This is a genomic window from Ahrensia marina, from assembly GCF_042140245.1.
Lineage (GTDB): Bacteria > Pseudomonadota > Alphaproteobacteria > Rhizobiales > MH13 > MH13.
Window position 1 is genome coordinate 914,356 of sequence record NZ_CP159483.1, and the last position, 17,315, is coordinate 931,670.

Below are 17,315 nucleotides of genomic sequence, written 5' to 3' on the forward strand. Positions count from 1 at the left end.
ACGCACCTCATTTTTCTCTTGCATAGCATTGCAGTTGATGTAGATCAATGCTGTATCAATTTTGTTTTTGAGCTTCTTTTGCCGCGCACCAACACCTCCGGATCTTTGCCCGTCTATTTGCAGATCAGCGAAATGCTGATCCGTGACATCGGGTCTGGCCGTCTGCGCGACGGAGAGCGCCTGCCGCCTGAGCGGGAGATGGCGGCCTCGCTCTCGATTTCCGTGGGCACACTGCGCAAATCCCTTGGTGAGTTGGAAAAGCAGAGCCTTTTGGAGCGCGTGCACGGCTCGGGCAACTATGTGCGCGCCAGCGGCAACCCGAGCGGTGTGTACGCTTTCTTTCGCCTGGAACTGATGGAAGGTGGCGGTCTGCCGACAGCCGACGTGCTCGATATTGAACGGTTGCCTAAGCCCGATGATCTGCCCGCCTTTGGTGCATCACCGGAAGGTCACCGCATTCGCCGTCTGCGTTCCTTGGGTGGTCAGCCCGCGGCGGTGGAAGAGATCTGGCTTGATGGAAGCTATGTGGGGCATCTGAACCGCGATGCGATCTCAGAATCGCTCTACCTATATTACCGCCAGGCGCTGAACCTTTGGATCACCCGCGTGGAAGACCGAGTGGGTGTTGGCTCTGTACCCAACTGGGCGCCCTCGGCTTTTGGCCAGCCTGTTGGTGCGCCCACTGGACTGGTGGAACGCCTAAGCTTTTCCAAAGATGGAACGGTTGCTGAGTTTTCGCGCAACTGGTTCGACGCCGACAAAGCGCGCTATGTCACCCGCATGAAATGAGAACAAAGAATCATGGATCACATGACACAAGAACCCTTTAGCGATCACGCCTTTCACCCCAACCTCAGCGATGAGCCGCCCACGCGCTATGGCATCATTGGCACGGGCATGATGGGTCAGGAGCACATCCGCAACATCGCGTTCTTGGACAATGCTGAGGTTGTGGCGCTGGCCGAACCTGATGAGGGCATGCGCAAAGAAGCGAGCTTTCTAGCGCCAGATGCCACCGCCGTGGACAGTTTGGATGCGCTTTTGCACTTGGACGGGATCGACGCGCTGGTGATCGCTTCCCCCAACCATTTGCACGTTGGCCAGATGCTGGAGATCGCCGGTCGTCGTGCGCTTCCCCTGCTCGTGGAGAAACCTGTTTATACCGATCCATTGCACACGGCTCAACTGGCGGAGTTCGCTGCGCGCTATCCGGCGCTGGTCTGGGTGGCGATGGAGTATCGCTATATGCCACCCATCGCCTCGTTTCTGAGCCGCGTGCATGAAGAGACTGGGGGCATCAGGATGTTGTCTATCAAAGAGCACCGTTTTCCGTTTCTGGGAAAGGTGGGCGATTGGAACCGGTTTGCGCGCAACACCGGTGGGACCATGGTTGAGAAATGCTGCCATTTCTTCGACTTGATGCGCCTTGCCATGCAGAGCGAGCCGGTGCGGGTGATGGCCTCAGCCGGGCAGGCAGTGAACCATCTGGATGAGGCCTATGATGGCGAAGTCCCTGACATTTGGGACCATGGCTATGTGATTGTGGACTTTGAGAACGGGGCACGTGGCATGTTGGAGCTGTGCATGTTCGCCGATGGCAGCCGTTATCAGGAAGAGATTTGCGCCGTTGGGTCTAAAGGTAAGATCGAAGCGTTCGTGCCAGGACCAACCCGCTTTTGGCCGGCTCAGCTTGGCGTGCCGCCGGTGGCCAAGGTGATCGTCTCACCACGCGATCCAAAAGGGCCGATGGAGCTGGACATTCCGGTGGACGAGGATCTGCTGGAAGCGGGCGACCACAATGGTGCGACCTTCTACCAGCACCAACTATTTCTAGAGGCGATCCGCCAGGGCCGCCAGCCAGCAGTGTCACTGGCCGACGGCGCTATGGCGGTGCAGATGGGCATGGCAGCGCAGGAGTTGGCCCGTACCGGCCAGGCTGTCGAGATTTAGGCTGCGGCTGCTGATTTAACAGGCGTTGAAACAGCTTCCCATTTCAGGTCGCCGACATAGCGCATGGCCATTTTCCCTTCTGCGTCGAGGGCAAAGAGGTGCAGCCAGTTGTTGTCGAACAGATCGCGCACGCCCTCATGTCGGGAGAGGATCTCGCTCATTGCATCGGTCGGCGCTTCGATGCAGACCGAAAGCCGCAGCGGATCGTGGGCAAGCTTTTCTCCATCATGCACTGACTGCCAGGGCAGCCCAGGGCAGAGGCTGCCGCCATTGCCTTCCACCACGCCGATGCCGCCGACCACATTGTGGATGAGCTTGTTGCCGCCGCCGAACGCCTGCGGTGCGACGGATGAGCCGTAATATTGCAGCGATATCCAGCTGGCGACGACCACCGGTGCGGTCATGATGAGTTCCAGCACGCCAAAGCCGTTTTCAGCGTCTTTTCGCCAGTCATAGGTATGCAGGAACGCGCGGCCCTCTAGTGACTTGCCAGAAGTGCGCGACCGCGGGGCGGCGATGAAGGCCTTGCAGCCGGCGAGCGCCCATTCAGGCCGGGTCTCCGCCCAATCCTGGCTGCGGGGTGCGATGTGGTTTTCACCCTCGGCCCGTGGCAAGCGCAGCGCGCGTTCGGCCCGTGTCACTTTGCCGGCAGCCTCAAACCAGGTCTTGATGGTTTTCAGCTCCGCCGTATGGCTGGTCACCGGTTGGTCGCCCTCGTAGAGCGTGATCGCATCGGTGGTTGTGTCGTGCAGCCCGGCAAGGAACAGCGTGTCCTCGGGGATGTTGATACCTTTTTTTACCAAGCCCTTGCGAACGTCTGCGCTGTTGAGCACAGCGGCGAGAAGCCGTGCGTTCACTTCGCCGGAATATCCACCGCAGGCACCGCAATGCAGCGCGCTTTTGTGGGGGTTGTTGGTGACGCTGGCGCCGTGACCGGCGAGCAGAACAATTTTGGCGAAGTCGTCGATCAATGACATGGCTCGCAGCACCGTGTTCGACGCTTCGATCTGGTCGTCCAATGAAAGCGATGGGTCGAGCCGAGGTGCGGGCTCATTCGGCGCTTCTGTCTTGGTCTTGCCCAGCGCATCGCGGACGAGTTTACCGACATAGACCGGGCCGGTTGCCTCCACGAAGGCAAAGGACGACACGGCGGCGAGCTTGAACCGGCCCCAGGCGCGGCTGGCCCGCTTGGAGAACCGCGTTGCCTGATCCTTCTTCTCGTCGTCCGCATCACCCGACACCGAGTGCAAGCCGGCGTTGAGAAGCACCGGCAGCCGGTGTTCGGCGACATCCGAGGCAAAGCCCTTGTGTGAGGCGGTGATGCCGAAGAAACCAGCAAAGCCAAGGGTTTCGATGGCTGGATCGACCGCTTCCAGCGAACGCCGGAAGACTTCTGAGCGCACATCGATGCAGAAGGCGGCTTGCAATGTCTTGCGCTTCTCAGATGCTTGCGGCGCAGGCTTGGCGAACATGTCGGCCAAGTCCCGCTGGGCGGCCCGTTCGGCGGCTTCCTGCAGCACCTGGTCAAGGACCAGATCTGCGGTTGGCTCAACCGGCTCGGCATATTTGGCAGCCGCTTCGCGCCAGCTTTCTTCAATCGTATCTTTGGCGTGCAGATAGAGCGCCTCGGCCCAAACCAGGCGGATCGCGAGGAACTCGATGCCGGTCGTGTCGGTTTCACCAGCAAGTTCGGCCTGCCACAGCTTGTAGCGGGCGACCTGGCTCCAGCCTCCCAGAGAGGTGAGCTGACCGTGGAAAAAGGTTGGCCACGCCGCTTCGGGCAGGTTTAGCGTTTCAACAGCCCGCAGGATCGCGTCCGGCGCATTGTCCGGCGCGTCCACCACATGCTGCGCAAAGCCTTTCAGACCAGCAATTTCCGGTGTCAGGTCGTGGGTCGCGGTTTCCCGCCAAGCGGCATAGGCGTTGCGGCCCTTTGGTGCAGCCCACAGCGCTTGTCCTTGGTCGAAATAGCCAGCAGCCCAGACCCCAATCCGATAGGAAATGATGCTCGGCCAGTCGATGCCCGTGACGTTGGCGGCAAGGCTCGCCACAGTCGGCAGGCGTTGGGCCTCGGCTTCGGTGATCTGTTGAGGCTTGGCGAGTGCATCGTGCACGGCCTGCGCATCAGCCGGGCGCAGAGCTTCAGGCGCATTGGCGATGGCGGCTGTGATATCAGCGTCGGTGATTTCGCCCTTGGCGATTTTCTCGCCATACCATTCGCGCGGCATGGTCATGACCACACCGGAGACCCGGGCGAGCAGCGCGCCGGTTTCGGCCAGCGACATGTGGGACTGGCCGAGATAGGGGTTCACGGCGACAGAGGACGCCAGAGGCCAGACGGGTGGAATGGCCCGAACGGCTTGGTCGGCAGCTTTGAGATGAGACGTGGTCATTGGAGGTGCTCCCGAACCTTAGGATGAAGATTTCAGCGTGTGACCTTTGATCAGGCGATCAAAGACGGCGTTGGCGTAGAGACCGTTGGCGAGGTGAACCCGCAGGCCCGCCGCCGCTGGGTGGTAGGCCCAGAGCGGGAAGAGCGCCTGCGCCACGGCGACCACACCGAAGCTGACAATGGAGAGCACAATCAGTGCCCATTCCAACGGTCCAGGTGCCGGGGTGGCAGGTAGTGTGCCGGCCATGATCCAGTCGGCGCCGGTTTGCAGGGCGAAATAAGCAAGCGCGGTGGCAAGTGCATATTGCGAGGTACGCAAGGTGAGCACCCAGGGCGCTTTGTCGGCAAGACCTTGGGCGAGCAGATAGGCGACGCCGAATATCAGGATCGCGCCGAGCGCGAGTGCCTGCGGTGATTTGCTGTCAAAGCCGACGATGAAGGCAAACAGCGTCGCAACCACAGCATAGATGGCGAGCGCGATCAAAAAGGCTTTGCCGACCGCGCTGGGGCTTGGCACCGCCACGGGGCCGGGGCGGCGGATAGAGGCCACCAGATCGACCGTGCCACCGGAGGCCAAGAAGGCGTGCGCCTTGTAGAGCGAGTGAGCGACGATGTGCAGCAATGCCAGCGGGAAAAGCGCCAGACCGCATTGCAAGATCATGAAGCCCATCTGCGCGACCGTGGACCAGGCGAGCGAGGTTTTCACCGCTGACTGGGTGAGCATCACCAGACCGCCGAACAGGGCGGTGAAGCCGCCGATCATCACCAGAACGGCCAGAACCCCAGGGGCGAGCAGCATAACGTCGGCGAAGCGGATGAGCAGGAAGCCACCGGCATTGATCACACCGGCGTGCAGCAGCGCGGAAACCGGAGTTGGGGTTTCCATCACCTCGGTGAGCCAGCCATGGGTGGGGAACTGCGCGGATTTGAGCAGGGCCGCCAGTGCCAGCAGACCTGCAACCCAAAGGGTGCTGGCTGTCGCTTGGCCATCGGATGCCTCGGCCAGAATGGAGGCGATGTCGCCCGTGCCATAGCTCACCATCAGGATGAGCGCAGCGGCGAGCAGCGCGACGTCACCGGCGCGCGAGACGATCCATTTTTTCTTCGCCGCCCGCTGGGCTTCCACCCGCTCTGGATAGAAGAGAAGAAGTTGGTGCAGGAAGAGGCTGGTGCCGATCCAGGCAATCACAAGCTGCACCAGCGTGCCCGACTGCACGAGCAGCAGGACCGACGCCAAGGTCAGCAGCATCCAGCCGGTGAACGGGCCCTGCTTGGCTTCGCCATCGAGATAGGTGCCTGAAAAGCGCAGCACCACCCAGCCGACGAATGACACCAGCAGCATCATGATGACCGACAGGGCATCGACGCGGGTGCCCAGGCCGAAGCTGGAAATGCCCAGTGTTGGCGAGGTCGCGGCGCCGTTCACCAGCAACAGCACGCCGACCAATGCGGAGACTGCAAAGGCAGCAAGCGCTGCGGTCTCGGCCAGCTTCACTGTTGCGGTGGGGCGAAAGGACGGGCCACGAAAGGCAAAGATGGAGGCGGCAATCAGCGCGAGCGGCGCGAGGAAGGCAAGAAGGGCATACACGGGAAGGTCTCCAGCCGATGTTCAAAGCTGGTGGGGATTACCCCGTACGTACTCTCAATAAAAATACATTGTTTAGCGCATAATGTTCACTTAAAACGAACGAATGGCTCCGCTCAATTACAATCATTTGCGCTATTTCCGCGCCGTTGCGCACACCGGCAACCTGACGCGCACGGCCGAACAGCTCAACGTGTCACAGTCGGCTTTGTCCGTGCAGATCAAGCGTTTGGAAGAACAGCTTGGTCATCAGCTCTTTGAGAGGCGTGGGCGAGCGCTGCACCTTACTGAAGCTGGGCGTCTAACGCTGGACCATGCCGATACGATTTTTGCGACCGGTGATGAGCTGCTTTCGACCTTGCGCCAAGAGGGGCAGGCGCGGCGGGCAGTGCGGGTGGGGTCGCTGGCGACGCTGTCGCGGAACTTTCAGCTGAGTTTTTTGAAGCCGTTGTTGGGTCGGGCTGACGTCGATCTCATCCTGCGCTCTGGTGGCGCTGAGGACCTTTTGCGTGGCTTGGAAACACTCAACCTTGACGTGGTGTTGATGAACCAACCACCGCCACGCGATGCCCTCTCCACCTTTGTGGCGCATCGGCTCGATGAGCAGGTCGTCAGCCTTGTGGGCACGCCAGAGCGGATTGCCGGTGAAACTGTTGAGGTGTTGCTTGCGACTCATCCGGTTGTTCTTCCGACCGCTGAAAGCAGCGTGCGCACCGGGTTTGATGCTTGGATGGAACGGCTTGATCTGCGTCCGCAGATCGCGGCCGAAGTGGATGATATGGCGATGATGCGTCTGCTCGCCCGTGAAGGTGTGGGACTGGCCGTGCTGCCGCTGATCGCGGTGCAGGATGAGTTGGCAGCTGGCATGTTGGTGGAAGCCACGCCTCTGCCGGATCTGGCTGAGACGTTTTACGCGGTCACCATGGAGCGCACTTTCCCCAACCCGCTGGTCCGTGAGCTTTTGGTGGTTGATGAGGGCGAACGCTAGTATTGACCCTTAACTTTGAGGGCGACGCGCGTGAGCGGCTGCTCCTTGCCCTCCTCGTCAACCAGCGCCACGCGAAGCGACTGCCCGGACTTGCGGTCCACGATGTCGACAGGCGAGTGCCCATCCAAACAGTGCTCAACGCCCCATTCGGTCATGGCAATCAAAGTGATGGCAAGGTCGCGCCCCTTCTTTGTAAGGCCATAGGCATGGCGCGCGCGGGCGCCTTGTTCGCGATACTCGGTTTTTTCCAGCAACCCGTCGCGTACCAGCTTGCCCAGGCGATCGGTTAGCACCGAACGTGGCACGTTGAGATCGTCGCGAAAATCAGCATGGCGCACCACGCCGTAAAACGCCTCGCGCAAAATCAGCAGCGACCAGCGATCTCCAAGAAGCTCAACCGCAGCGGCCATAGGGCACTGATCGATGGGCACCGGTGCACGGTGTCTGACAGGAGGGTTGTTATCTGAGTTTGACATATGAACTCAGATAGGTCAGATCTAGCTGAGTTCAAAATTAAAACCTAGATAATCAGCGATGGAGCCTGACATGCCCGGAGATCAAATGCCTCACGATCACACGCCGTATGATCATGTGCCGCCAGCAGGTGCATTCTCGGTTTTACGAACTGCGTTTACCGCCAATCTGTTGTTCTCTTTGGCCTCTGCGGCAGTTTTTCTGGTGGGGGCGGAGGTGCTTAGCGTGCGGCTTGGCACCATTCCCGTCTGGCTGCTTCAGGCCCTTGGCGTTGGGCTTTTGGGGTTTGTCGGTCTCATCGCCTATGCCCTGGCACGGCTTCGGATCGGTTGGGCGCTGCTGATCAGTGTGCTCGATCTTGGTTGGGTTATCGGAACGGTGCCCCTGGTTTGGGTGTCTGGGTTGCTGACGCCTTGGGGTGAAGGCGCAACGCTGGTTGTTGCCGCTTGTGTCGGGCTTTTGGCGCTCGCTCAGCTGTTCGGTATCCGCCATGCTTTGAAGGATCGGGCCGGCGGACCCGGGCACTATCGCCACTGCGTGCGGGTTCCGGTTACAGCCAGTGCCGATGCCATGTGGCGCGTGGTGGCTGACCTCGGTGCGATCCGTCACTACAGTGCAGGGCTTTCGGCCTCGGATATTCTAACGGGTGATGAGGTCACGAACGGGTCGGTGCGCCGCTGCACGGATCATCAAGGCCAAAGCTGGCAAGAAGAGGTCACCGCGTGGCGACCCGAGGCGCGCGCACTGGTCTTGCGGTTTCGCACCGAAGAACCTGACTTTCCTTTTCCGTTCGATACGATGGTTGGCGGATGGACTGTGCTTCCTGCTGCCGATGGCGCCCTTGTGGACATTTGGTGGTCTGTCACGCCGCGATCTCACCTGTTCGGCTGGCTGATCATGGCGCTTATGACCGTGCCATTGGATCGTGATGTTCGAAAAATCGTGGGTCGTATGGAGTCCAAGGCGTTGAACCGACCGCTTGATCTTTTGCGTGCCGACCTACGACTTTCCTACTGCTAGAGGCCCGCGTGGGGCGACATGGTCGCCTAAGACGGATGGGTAAGGGCCTTTTCCGATCTCTTCCTCTACTATGTCAGTAATACTGACCTATTTGAGGAAGACGGAGGAAGCCCATGACACGTTCAACATCTGCCTTGGCCGTGATGGCCAATGAGGTTGCACCGCGCACCAAGCCATCCAACTATCCTGAACCTTTTGCCTCCAGGGTTTCTGGTCGCGTCAAGCGGCAGCTGGGCGATGTCTTTGGGCTATCCAATTTCGGTGTGAACCTCACAGAACTGCCGCCCGGTGGCGAGTTGGCTCTGCTCCATAATCACAGTAAGCAGGATGAGATGATCTACATTCTACGGGGCTATCCGACATTGCGCACCGATACAGGCGAGGAGGTTCTGACCCCTGGCATGTGCGCCGGGTTTCGTGCCGGTGGTGTGGCCCATCAGCTGGTCAATCGCACTGGTGCACCGGTGGTGTATCTGGAGATTGGCGACCGCACGCCGGGTGATGAAGGATCTTACCCCGAAGACGATTTGAAGGCCGTGCTGGTGGATGGCGTTTGGGTGTTCACCCACAAGGACGGTACGCCTTACGCCTAATCGCGATCGTGCTAGATGCACCCGCTGAGATGGCGGGTGCTTTTTGTTTTTGGCGGCATCGTCTTTGTCGTTATGAGAAGAGGCGCTGACAGAACGTAGGATGTGGAGAGGTAATGGAAGAGCCCCTGCTGCTGCTTCCCGGCATGATGTGTGATGGGCGGCTTTTTACCCCGCAGCTCCATGCATTCTCTGATGAACGGATGGTGACGGTTGGCGCGCTGACCGGTGTCAACACAATCGAAGGTTTGGCCGATCTCATTCTGGCCAATGCGCCACCTAGCTTTGCTCTGGCGGGCCTTTCCATGGGCGGCATCTGTGCGATGGAGATTGTCAGGCAAGCCCCTCAGCGTGTGACACGGCTTGCGTTGCTCGATACCAACGCTTTGCCGGATGCGCCTCACTTGGCGCCGGTGCGTGATGACCAGGTGCGCCGCGCGCTTGCAGGTGAGCTTCGAATGGTGATGCGCGATGAAATGAAGCCCAACTATCTGGCCGACGGGCCTGATCGACAAGCGATCCTCGATCTTTGCATGGCGATGGCGGAAACCCTCGGGCCCCAGGTGTTTGCCGATCAATCCTTGGCTCTTAAAGCCCGGCCAGACCAGTGCGAGACCTTGCGCGGTGTGACGGTGCCAACATTGATCCTGTGTGGCGAAGATGATCGCTTGTGTCCGCTTGAGCGCCACACACTGATGCATGAGCTTGTGCCTGGTTCCACGCTCAGCGTCATCAAAGGCGCTGGCCATCTGCCAACGCTTGAACAACCCGCCGCTACCAATGAGATGTTGCGCAAATGGCTGACAGAATGATCCCCGAAAGCTTGCTTGTGCTGTTGCGCTCTGTCGATACGCCAACGGTTTGCAATGCCATTGAGGTGGCGCAGGGCAAGCGGGGTTTTGACCGGTTTACGAAGGGCACAATGGTCCATTCCAAGCCGGGGGATCCACCGATGGTCGGCTTTGCTCGGACCGCCACGATTGCAGGGCTGGAACCACCAAGTGAACCGGCTGACATGATCAAGGCGCGTCGGATGGACTATTTCCGGTCCATGGCGGCCGGACCGAACCCTTCTGTGGCGGTTATCGAAGACACAGACTTCCCCCATTGCATCGCTGGATGGTGGGGCGAGGTGAATGTGGCCGTGCACAAGGGCCTGGACATGGTCGGCGCGCTCACCAATGGTGTGATGCGCGATCTTGATGTTCTCGATGAGGGCTTTCCGGTGCTGGCCGGTTCAGTAGGGGTAAGCCATGGGTTCGTGCACGTGCGCAGCATTGGCGAGCCTGTGACCATTTTCGATCTGACGGTGCACCAGGGTGACCTTGTGCATGCAGACCGGCATGGTGCTTTGGTTGTTCCGCCCGATGTTCTTGACGGTCTTGAAGAGGCCATCAACACCGTGATCGCCAATGAAGCTATTGTGCTTGGCCCGGCGCGCGAGCCTGGCTTTGATATCCATCGACTGGAAGAGGCTTGGGCGCGTTTTGAGGCCGCCCGCACGTGATGATCTCTGCCGAATCTGGTGGTCGCGTCGGCCTTAGGTCTCTACGCACTTATGCGCAATTGCGCTTCGGCTTGCTCCCTGCAACATAAGTTGCAAATGGATTGCAGTTTTAGAGTTGTTCTAATTTAAAACTCAAAAACCGCCTGATCCTTTGCACGAAATCTCGATGGGGTTGCTGAACCGCAAGGTGTGCCCCCACAACGCAAGGGAAACACCCATGTCATCATCTACGTCACTGAAAACATCAACACGCCGCCTGTTGCTGGCAACAAGCGCGCTGGCCGTTATGGCCTCGCCTGCCTTGACTATGGATGCCACGCCATCGGCTGTGCTGGACACCTATGCCGACATCGCGCTGGCCGCTTACACCGACTCGCACACCACCGCTGTGGCGCTTGATGCTGCCATTGATGCATTGGTTGCCGATCCAAGCGAAGCAACGCTGAACGCTGCCAAAGCTGCCTGGATTGCAGCGCGCGTGCCGTACCAGCAGACGGAGGTTTACCGCTTTGGCAATGCGATTGTGGATGATTGGGAAGGCCGTGTGAACGCCTGGCCACTCGATGAAGGCCTGATCGACTATGTCGACGCTGGTTATTATGGTGTGGAAAGCGACGAGAACGATCTTTTCACCGCCAACATCATCGCCAACGAAACGCTGATGATCAATGGTGCGGAAGTTGTTGCCGCCTCGATCACACCTGACTTTTTGCAGAACACGCTGCACGAGGCCGGTGAAGTGGAAGCCAACGTGGCGACTGGCTACCACGCCATTGAATTCATGCTGTGGGGTCAGGATTTGAACGGTACCGGCCCAGGCGCTGGCAACCGCCCTTACACCGACTTTGATGTCAGCAATTGCACAGGCGGATCGTGCGAGCGTCGCATTGAGTTTCTTGTTGCCGCCTCTGACCTTCTGGTCGCCGATCTTGAAGAGATGGTGGGCAACTGGACCGAAGATGGTGCAGCGCGCACCACTTTGATGGAGGACGAAGATGCCGGGATCACCGCGATCCTCACCGGTATTGGGTCATTGTCCTACGGCGAGATGGCTGGCGAGCGCATGAAGCTTGGCCTGCTGCTCAACGACCCTGAGGAAGAGCATGATTGCTTTGCCGACAACACGCACAACTCGCACTATTTCGATCAGATCGGCATCCGCAATGCCTATACCGGCACCTATCGCCGGATCGATGGATCCGTGGTTTCCGGGCCGTCCGTCTCGGATCTGGTGGCTGCCACTGACCCGGCGCTGGACGCTGAAGTGCGTGGCAAGCTCGATGCCACTGTGACGGCGATGGCCATCATGCGTGCGCGTGCTGAAAGCATCGAGGCCTACGACCAGATGATTGGTGAGGGCAATGAAGAGGGCAATGCCACCGTGCAAGCTGCTATTGATGGTTTGATCGATCAGACCCGTTCCGTGGAGCGTGTTGTGGCTCTGCTTGATTTGGATGCCATTGAGTTTGAAGGCTCCGACAGCCTGGACAACCCAACGGCTGTTTTCCAGTAGGGCGGTGCATGGCACTTTCCTTCAATGCAAAATGGATCGGGGCGGGTGGTGCAACCACCTGCCTCGTCGCTTTTGGTTTGCTGCTGGCCGATGCCAGCGGCCTTTGGGCGAGCAGCGATGATCCGCTGCCCCACCGAACCGATCTAAGCGCTGCTGACCGGGTGCGCGTGGCATCTGTTCTTGCCAGGCCTGAAAGCTTTGAGACGGCGCAGCCTTTTGAGGCCATGTCTGGCGGTGCGGCCACTTTTACCGGCACGCCTGATGGCAACGCGTTTTCGCGTTTTTCGCAGAACCTATCCTTCGAGCAGGAGGCTGATTTCAACATCGGCGACTCGCTGTTCACCAAGCTTTGGGTGTCGTCGCCTTCATCCACGCAAGCCTCTGATGGGCTGGGTCCGCTGTTCAATGCGCGCTCTTGCCAGAGCTGCCATTTGAAGGATGGACGTGGCCATCCGCCGGTCGATGCCAATGACAGCGCGATCTCCATGTTTCTGCGCCTCTCGGTTCCACCACGGACGCCCGAGGAATTCGCCGCGCTGGAGAGCCGGGCTTTGTTGCGCATTCCCGAGCCAACCTATGGCGGGCAGTTCCAGGATCTTGCTGTGCCTGGTTTGCAGGCCGAAGGCCGCATGGTGATCACCTATGACGAGGAAGAAGTTGTGTTGGCCGATGGCGAGGTGGTGAACCTGCGCCGTCCCACCTATTCCGTGGCTGATCTTGGCTATGGTGAGATGGATCCAGAGGTCATGCTTTCCCCGCGCGTCGCCCCACCCATGATTGGCTTGGGGCTGATCGAGGCGATCCATCCTGATGATATTTTAGCGCTTGCCGACCCTGATGATGAAGATGGCGATGGGATATCCGGTCGCCCTAGCTGGGTGCTGGAGGAGCAATCAGGCGAGCTGGCGCTGGGTCTTTTCGGTTGGAAAGCTTCCAATCCCACCGTGCGCCAACAATCAGCGGGTGCCTTCTCAGGCGATATAGGTATTTCAACCCCAAGCGTTCCCGCGGCGCATGGCGATTGCACCGAGAATCAACCCGATTGCTTGGCGATGCCAACTGGTGTTCAAGCGCGCCTCGGCGACACCGAAGCGCCTGATCCCGTGCTCGATTTTGTAACGTTTTACGCCGCCAATCTTGCGGTTCCGATGCGCCGCAATGTCGATGATCCTGAGGTTTTGCGCGGCAAAGCGCTTTTCCACGATCTGGGCTGTCCTTCCTGTCACCAACCCAATTATGTGACCAGCCGCGATGCTGCGACCGATGCGCATCAATTCCAGCTCATCTGGCCGTACTCTGATTTTCTGTTGCATGACATGGGCGAGGGCCTGGCCGACAATCGCCCTGTGGGCGACGCATCGGGCAGCGAATGGAAAACCCCGCCCCTTTGGGGCATTGGGTTGACCGAAACGGTGAATGGACACACCCAGTTTTTGCACGATGGGCGTGCGCGCTCACTGCTGGAGGCTATTCTTTGGCACGGCGGCGAAGCTGAAGATGCGCGCGATTCCGTTGTTGAACTTGGCACCCAAGATCGCGGTGCGCTGATCGCCTTTTTGGAGAGTCTTTAGATGCGTCACCTTATTGCTGCGACTTGCTTGACCTTGATGGCGTTGCCCGCATCCGCGCAAAGCGATCTTGGGGCCATCACACGTGGCATGATCGAGGGGCATATTCTGCCCGCCCACGCGACATTGATGGGCGTGGCCGATCAGCAAGTTGTCATCACCGAGCAGATGTGTGCCGCGCCGTCAACGGAGGCTTTGGAGGCCGCGCAAGCTGGGTTTGCTGATCTGGTGGAGGCGTGGTCTGCTGTGGAGTTCATCCGCTTTGGACCGGCCCGTGACGACAATGCCCTTGAGCGCTTGTTCTTCTGGCCAGACCGCAACGGTCGTGGCCTCAACCAGGTGCAAGGCGTGCTTGCAACGCAAGATGAGAGCGTTACCAGCGTGGAAAGCCTGCAGGGAAAAAGCGTTGCACTGCAAGGGCTTCTGGCACTGGATTACGCGCTCTTTGGTACAGGTTTTGAGGCTCTGGCAGAGGGCGATATGCATCGCTGCGCTTACGCGCAGGCTATTGCAGGCGCCATCGCCGACACATCATCTGACCTCTTTGAAGGATGGAGCGGTCATGAGGGCTATGGCGCTTTGATGCTCTCGCCTGGGCCAGACAATGCGGTCTACAGAACCGAAGGTGAAGCGTTGCAGGAGCTGCTGCGCGCCATGGCTGAACAGTTGCAGATCATCCACGATGCCAAGCTTGTGCGTGTGGTTGGAACCTCACCGAGTGAGGCGCGCTATCGCCGCGCGCCTTTCTGGCGATCAGGTCAAACCTTGCCCTCGATCCTGGTCAATGCTGAGGCGATGCTAAGCCTGAACGAGGCTGGTCGGTTTGCCGATCTCTTGCCGGAGCAGGCGCAGCGCTATGCGGGCACCGTGCGGTTTGAGCTTGGCCAAATTGTAAGCCGATTGGATGCTCTTATCGAAAGCGGTGATAGCTTGGAAACGCTCGTCACCAGCGAAGATACGCATGGCAGGATTGCCAGTGTGGCGCTGCCTTTGGCAGGGGCCATGCGGGTGGTGGGCGAGGTCTATCCGGCTGAGTTGGGCTTGACGATGGGGTTCAACTCCCTGGACGGCGACTAGCTTGGACCTCACGCGTCGTCACTTCGTTGCTGTCTGCGCTGGGCTTGGGGTCACACCACTTTCACTGCTCACCAGCGCTTCCGGCGCACCGGCTTTCTTGTCAGCCTATCGCGACCCTGCTGGAACCTTTGGTGTCGCTGCGCTTGATGAAGCTGGCGCTGTTCTCTTCACCGAGGCCTTACCCGCCAGGGGCCACGACACGGTGGTTTCGCCTGACCAACGTTGGGCGGTCACCTTTGCGCGCAGGCCAGGGCGTTTCGCGTTGGTGATGGATTTGCTTCGGCGGGCGCCAGCTTTTGCCTTTGAAGCCGCGCCGGGCCGCCACTTTTATGGTCACGGGTTTTTCTCGCCCGATGGGCAACTGCTCTACGCCACCGAGAATGACTATGATGGCGAACGCGGCCTCCTTGGTATCTACGACACCACTGATGGGTACCGTCGTATCGGTGCATTCCAGACCCATGGTATGGGGCCTCACGAAGCGCTGCTGCTTGATGATGGCTCGACAATCGCCGTTGCCAATGGCGGCATCCTCACTCACCCGGATTTTCCCCGCCAGAAGCTCAACCTTGCATCTATGGCACCATCGATCAGCTATTTGGACCGTTCAACTGGCGATCTGCTTGAACAGGTCGCTTTGCCTGCGAGCCTGCACCAGCTTTCGATCCGTCACATGACCCAAGCAGGTGATGGATCAGTGTGGTTTGGTGGACAGTATGAAGGTGCTCCGACCGACGCGGTGGCGCTTGTCGGTCGCCATCAGCGAGGCCGGGAGATTGGCCTTGTCACGCTGCCAGAGGCTGAGCGCGCGGCGCTGCGACACTATGTGGGCTCCATCAAAGCAAGCGCTGACGGTGAACAGATTGCGCTGACCAGTCCGCGCGGCGGGCTTGCCATTCTGTTGGGTGCGCAAAGCCAAGCTGTTCTTCGTGTTCACACACTTGGTGATGTATGCGGTGTTGCGCCTCAAGGCCCCGATTTTGCGTTCTCAACCGGCCAGGGCTACGTCATTGGAACCGGCGAGGCGCGGGCTGATCTGAGCTGGGACAATCATTTGCGTTCGTTCACCTAGGGTCTCAACCCTAGGTCTCTTGCCATCACCTCATAGACCTGCCATCACACCCTCACCACAGGGGTGCCGCGTAGAGCCGCGGCTGAGATTTGGGCGCCAAGCCCAGGACCCTCGAAGCTGATCTGGGTAATGCCAGCGTAGCAAGGAGGACAGCGATGTTCGCAGGCGCACAACTATCCCTCTATCCGATGACCGACACATTCGTGGACGTCATTCTTTCCTCTCTCGATGCCCTTGATCCATGGCGTGATCGGTTGCGCATTGAGACCGATGACATCTCTACACTGGTGGTTGGTCCGCCGGAGGTGCTGTTCCCGGCGCTGCGCGATCTCTATGCGTCGGCCGCCTCTAAGGGTCACCACGTGGTGTTGCGGGCAACGCTTTCGCGCGGTTGCCCTGGCGAGCCGGATGACCCCATTTGCCAGACGTCGGCCCTTGCCAATCCGTTTGAGCCCTTGGCCTCGCGTCAGCAGGCGGCGTTGGATGCGCTGAAATCAGCGCCCGACACCGGCCAGATCGCCGATGCGCAGTTCTCGCTCTATGTGATGGGCGCAGGTGACCACATGGCCGAGATAACGGGCTGCATCGACTTTTTGAGAAGCAGCGGGACCTTTGATCGCTCGAAAAACTTCTGCACCCGCCTGACAGGCGATGCCGGGCCGGTCTTTGCGACCTTACAAGAAGCGTTTTGCCGGTTTGGGCCGCCCAATGGGCACGTCACCATCGACCTGACCGTTTCGGCCAACAGCCCGTCCAAGCGCTGATCCGATGCGTTCGCTCCCTCGCCCTGGGTTGAACCCCAAGGGCGGAGGGTTGATCGGTGGGTTGCCCGCTGCCCTTAGTCTGATCAGCGCCTTCGCCCTCTGGGAACTTTACGTGCATCTGTCGGGTATCTCCCCGCTCATGTTGCCTGCACCCTCGCGCGTGCTGGAACAGATGGCATTGAATCGCGAGCTGTTGTGGGCCAACACGCTGCCCACCATCCGCGCCACGTTGATGGGCTTTGCTCTGTCAGTGAGCGTGGCTTTTCTGCTTTCGGTCGTTCTTGATTTCATGCCCAGGGTGCGGCGCGCGCTGTTCCCTATCTTTGTGGTCAGCCAGACCCTACCGCTGGTGGCCATCGCCCCTTTGGTGGTGCTCTGGTTCGGTTTTGAGCTGACACCCAAAGTGCTCATCGTCGCGCTCGTCACCTTCTTCCCGATGCTTGTCGCGTTGGTCGATGGCTATGAAGCCACCGATCCAGAAATCGAGGATTTGCTGGGCTCTATGGGTGCCACCCGCCGCCGGGTGTTCCTGGCCGCGCGGCTCCCATCGGCAATGCCCTACTTTTTTGCGGGCCTACGCATCTCGATCACCTATGCGGTGGTCGCGGCGATCTTTGCCGAATATGTCGGCGCGCGCGCTGGCCTCGGCATTGTGATTTTGAATGCCAAAAACAGCTTTCGACCCGATCTGGTGTTGGCCGCCGTGGTGATTAGCTCCCTGCTCACGCTGGTGTTGTTTGCCATCATGGCGCTGGTTCAACGCGTGGTTCTGCGCTGGCGCACCTATGGAGGTGGGCCTTGAGCGACCTAGCGCC

Annotated in this window: 16 protein-coding genes and 1 riboswitch; of the genes, 13 read left to right on the forward strand and 3 right to left on the reverse strand. The window is 59.6% G+C overall.

The window, feature by feature from the left end; translation table 11 throughout:
* The first annotated feature begins 78 nt into the window (after positions 1-78).
* Complete coding sequence (locus ABWH92_RS04495) at positions 79-789, forward strand: GntR family transcriptional regulator (RefSeq protein WP_375572523.1); 711 nt, start codon at positions 79-81, stop codon at positions 787-789.
* A 21-nt stretch (positions 790-810) separates the two neighbouring features.
* Positions 811-1,950, forward strand: a complete 1,140-nt coding sequence (locus tag ABWH92_RS04500; protein WP_375572525.1) for a Gfo/Idh/MocA family protein — start codon at positions 811-813, stop codon at positions 1,948-1,950.
* Here ABWH92_RS04500 and ABWH92_RS04505 read toward each other — a convergent pair.
* Both ABWH92_RS04505 and ABWH92_RS04510 read right to left on the reverse strand, forming a co-directional pair.
* Positions 1,947-4,343 (reverse strand): YbcC family protein, encoded by a 2,397-nt coding sequence (locus ABWH92_RS04505; protein ID WP_375572527.1) that lies wholly within the window; start codon positions 4,341-4,343, stop codon positions 1,947-1,949. The two genes, ABWH92_RS04500 and ABWH92_RS04505, sit on opposite strands and share 4 nt — an antisense overlap.
* Before the next feature lie 18 nt (positions 4,344-4,361).
* Positions 4,362-5,930 carry a proton-conducting transporter membrane subunit gene (locus tag ABWH92_RS04510; protein ID WP_375572529.1) on the reverse strand — a complete coding sequence of 523 codons (1,569 nt, stop codon included), beginning with the start codon at positions 5,928-5,930 and terminating at the stop codon, positions 4,362-4,364.
* Between the two features lie 103 nt (positions 5,931-6,033).
* On the opposite strand from ABWH92_RS04510, the gene ABWH92_RS04515 reads away from it, so the two are divergent.
* Positions 6,034-6,915 (forward strand): LysR family transcriptional regulator, encoded by an 882-nt coding sequence (locus ABWH92_RS04515; RefSeq protein WP_375572531.1) that lies wholly within the window; start codon positions 6,034-6,036, stop codon positions 6,913-6,915.
* Here ABWH92_RS04515 and ABWH92_RS04520 read toward each other — a convergent pair.
* Complete coding sequence (locus ABWH92_RS04520; protein ID WP_375572533.1) at positions 6,912-7,325, reverse strand: winged helix-turn-helix transcriptional regulator; 414 nt, start codon at positions 7,323-7,325, stop codon at positions 6,912-6,914. The two genes, ABWH92_RS04515 and ABWH92_RS04520, sit on opposite strands and share 4 nt — an antisense overlap.
* A 136-nt stretch (positions 7,326-7,461) precedes the next feature.
* Here ABWH92_RS04520 and ABWH92_RS04525 point away from each other — a divergent pair, with 136 nt between their 5' ends.
* The 10 genes from ABWH92_RS04525 (at position 7,462) to ABWH92_RS04570 (ending at position 17,302) form a co-directional block, all read left to right on the forward strand.
* Positions 7,462-8,409: an SRPBCC family protein gene (locus tag ABWH92_RS04525; RefSeq protein WP_375572535.1), complete on the forward strand. Its 948-nt coding sequence runs from the start codon at positions 7,462-7,464 to the stop codon at positions 8,407-8,409.
* Between the two features lie 113 nt (positions 8,410-8,522).
* Positions 8,523-9,002, forward strand: coding sequence for a cupin domain-containing protein (locus ABWH92_RS04530; protein ID WP_375572537.1), 480 nt, complete (start codon positions 8,523-8,525; stop codon positions 9,000-9,002).
* Positions 9,003-9,115: 113 nt separating this feature from the next.
* Entirely contained in the window at positions 9,116-9,811 is a 696-nt protein-coding gene (locus ABWH92_RS04535) for an alpha/beta fold hydrolase (protein WP_375572539.1), read from the forward strand.
* Complete coding sequence (locus ABWH92_RS04540; protein WP_375572541.1) at positions 9,796-10,506, forward strand: RraA family protein; 711 nt, start codon at positions 9,796-9,798, stop codon at positions 10,504-10,506. Before ABWH92_RS04535 ends, ABWH92_RS04540 begins: the two co-directional genes overlap by 16 nt.
* Positions 10,507-10,723: 217 nt before the next feature.
* Positions 10,724-12,019: an imelysin family protein gene (locus ABWH92_RS04545; RefSeq protein WP_375572543.1), complete on the forward strand. Its 1,296-nt coding sequence runs from the start codon at positions 10,724-10,726 to the stop codon at positions 12,017-12,019.
* 8 nt (positions 12,020-12,027) lie between these two features.
* A complete protein-coding gene (locus ABWH92_RS04550) occupies positions 12,028-13,590 on the forward strand; it encodes a di-heme oxidoredictase family protein (protein WP_375572545.1) in 1,563 nt (520 codons plus the stop codon).
* Positions 13,591-14,664: an imelysin family protein gene (locus ABWH92_RS04555; protein ID WP_375572547.1), complete on the forward strand. Its 1,074-nt coding sequence runs from the start codon at positions 13,591-13,593 to the stop codon at positions 14,662-14,664. It begins immediately after the preceding gene.
* 1 nt (position 14,665) lies between these two features.
* Positions 14,666-15,736: a DUF1513 domain-containing protein gene (locus ABWH92_RS04560; RefSeq protein ID WP_375572549.1), complete on the forward strand. Its 1,071-nt coding sequence runs from the start codon at positions 14,666-14,668 to the stop codon at positions 15,734-15,736.
* Positions 15,737-15,785: 49 nt separating this feature from the next.
* Positions 15,786-15,898: riboswitch (TPP riboswitch) on the forward strand.
* Positions 15,892-16,500, forward strand: a complete 609-nt coding sequence (locus ABWH92_RS04565) for a YkoF family thiamine/hydroxymethylpyrimidine-binding protein (protein ID WP_375572551.1) — start codon at positions 15,892-15,894, stop codon at positions 16,498-16,500. Its footprint overlaps the riboswitch before it by 7 nt.
* A 4-nt stretch (positions 16,501-16,504) precedes the next feature.
* Entirely contained in the window at positions 16,505-17,302 is a 798-nt protein-coding gene (locus ABWH92_RS04570) for an ABC transporter permease (protein WP_375572553.1), read from the forward strand.
* Positions 17,303-17,315 lie beyond the last annotated feature (13 nt).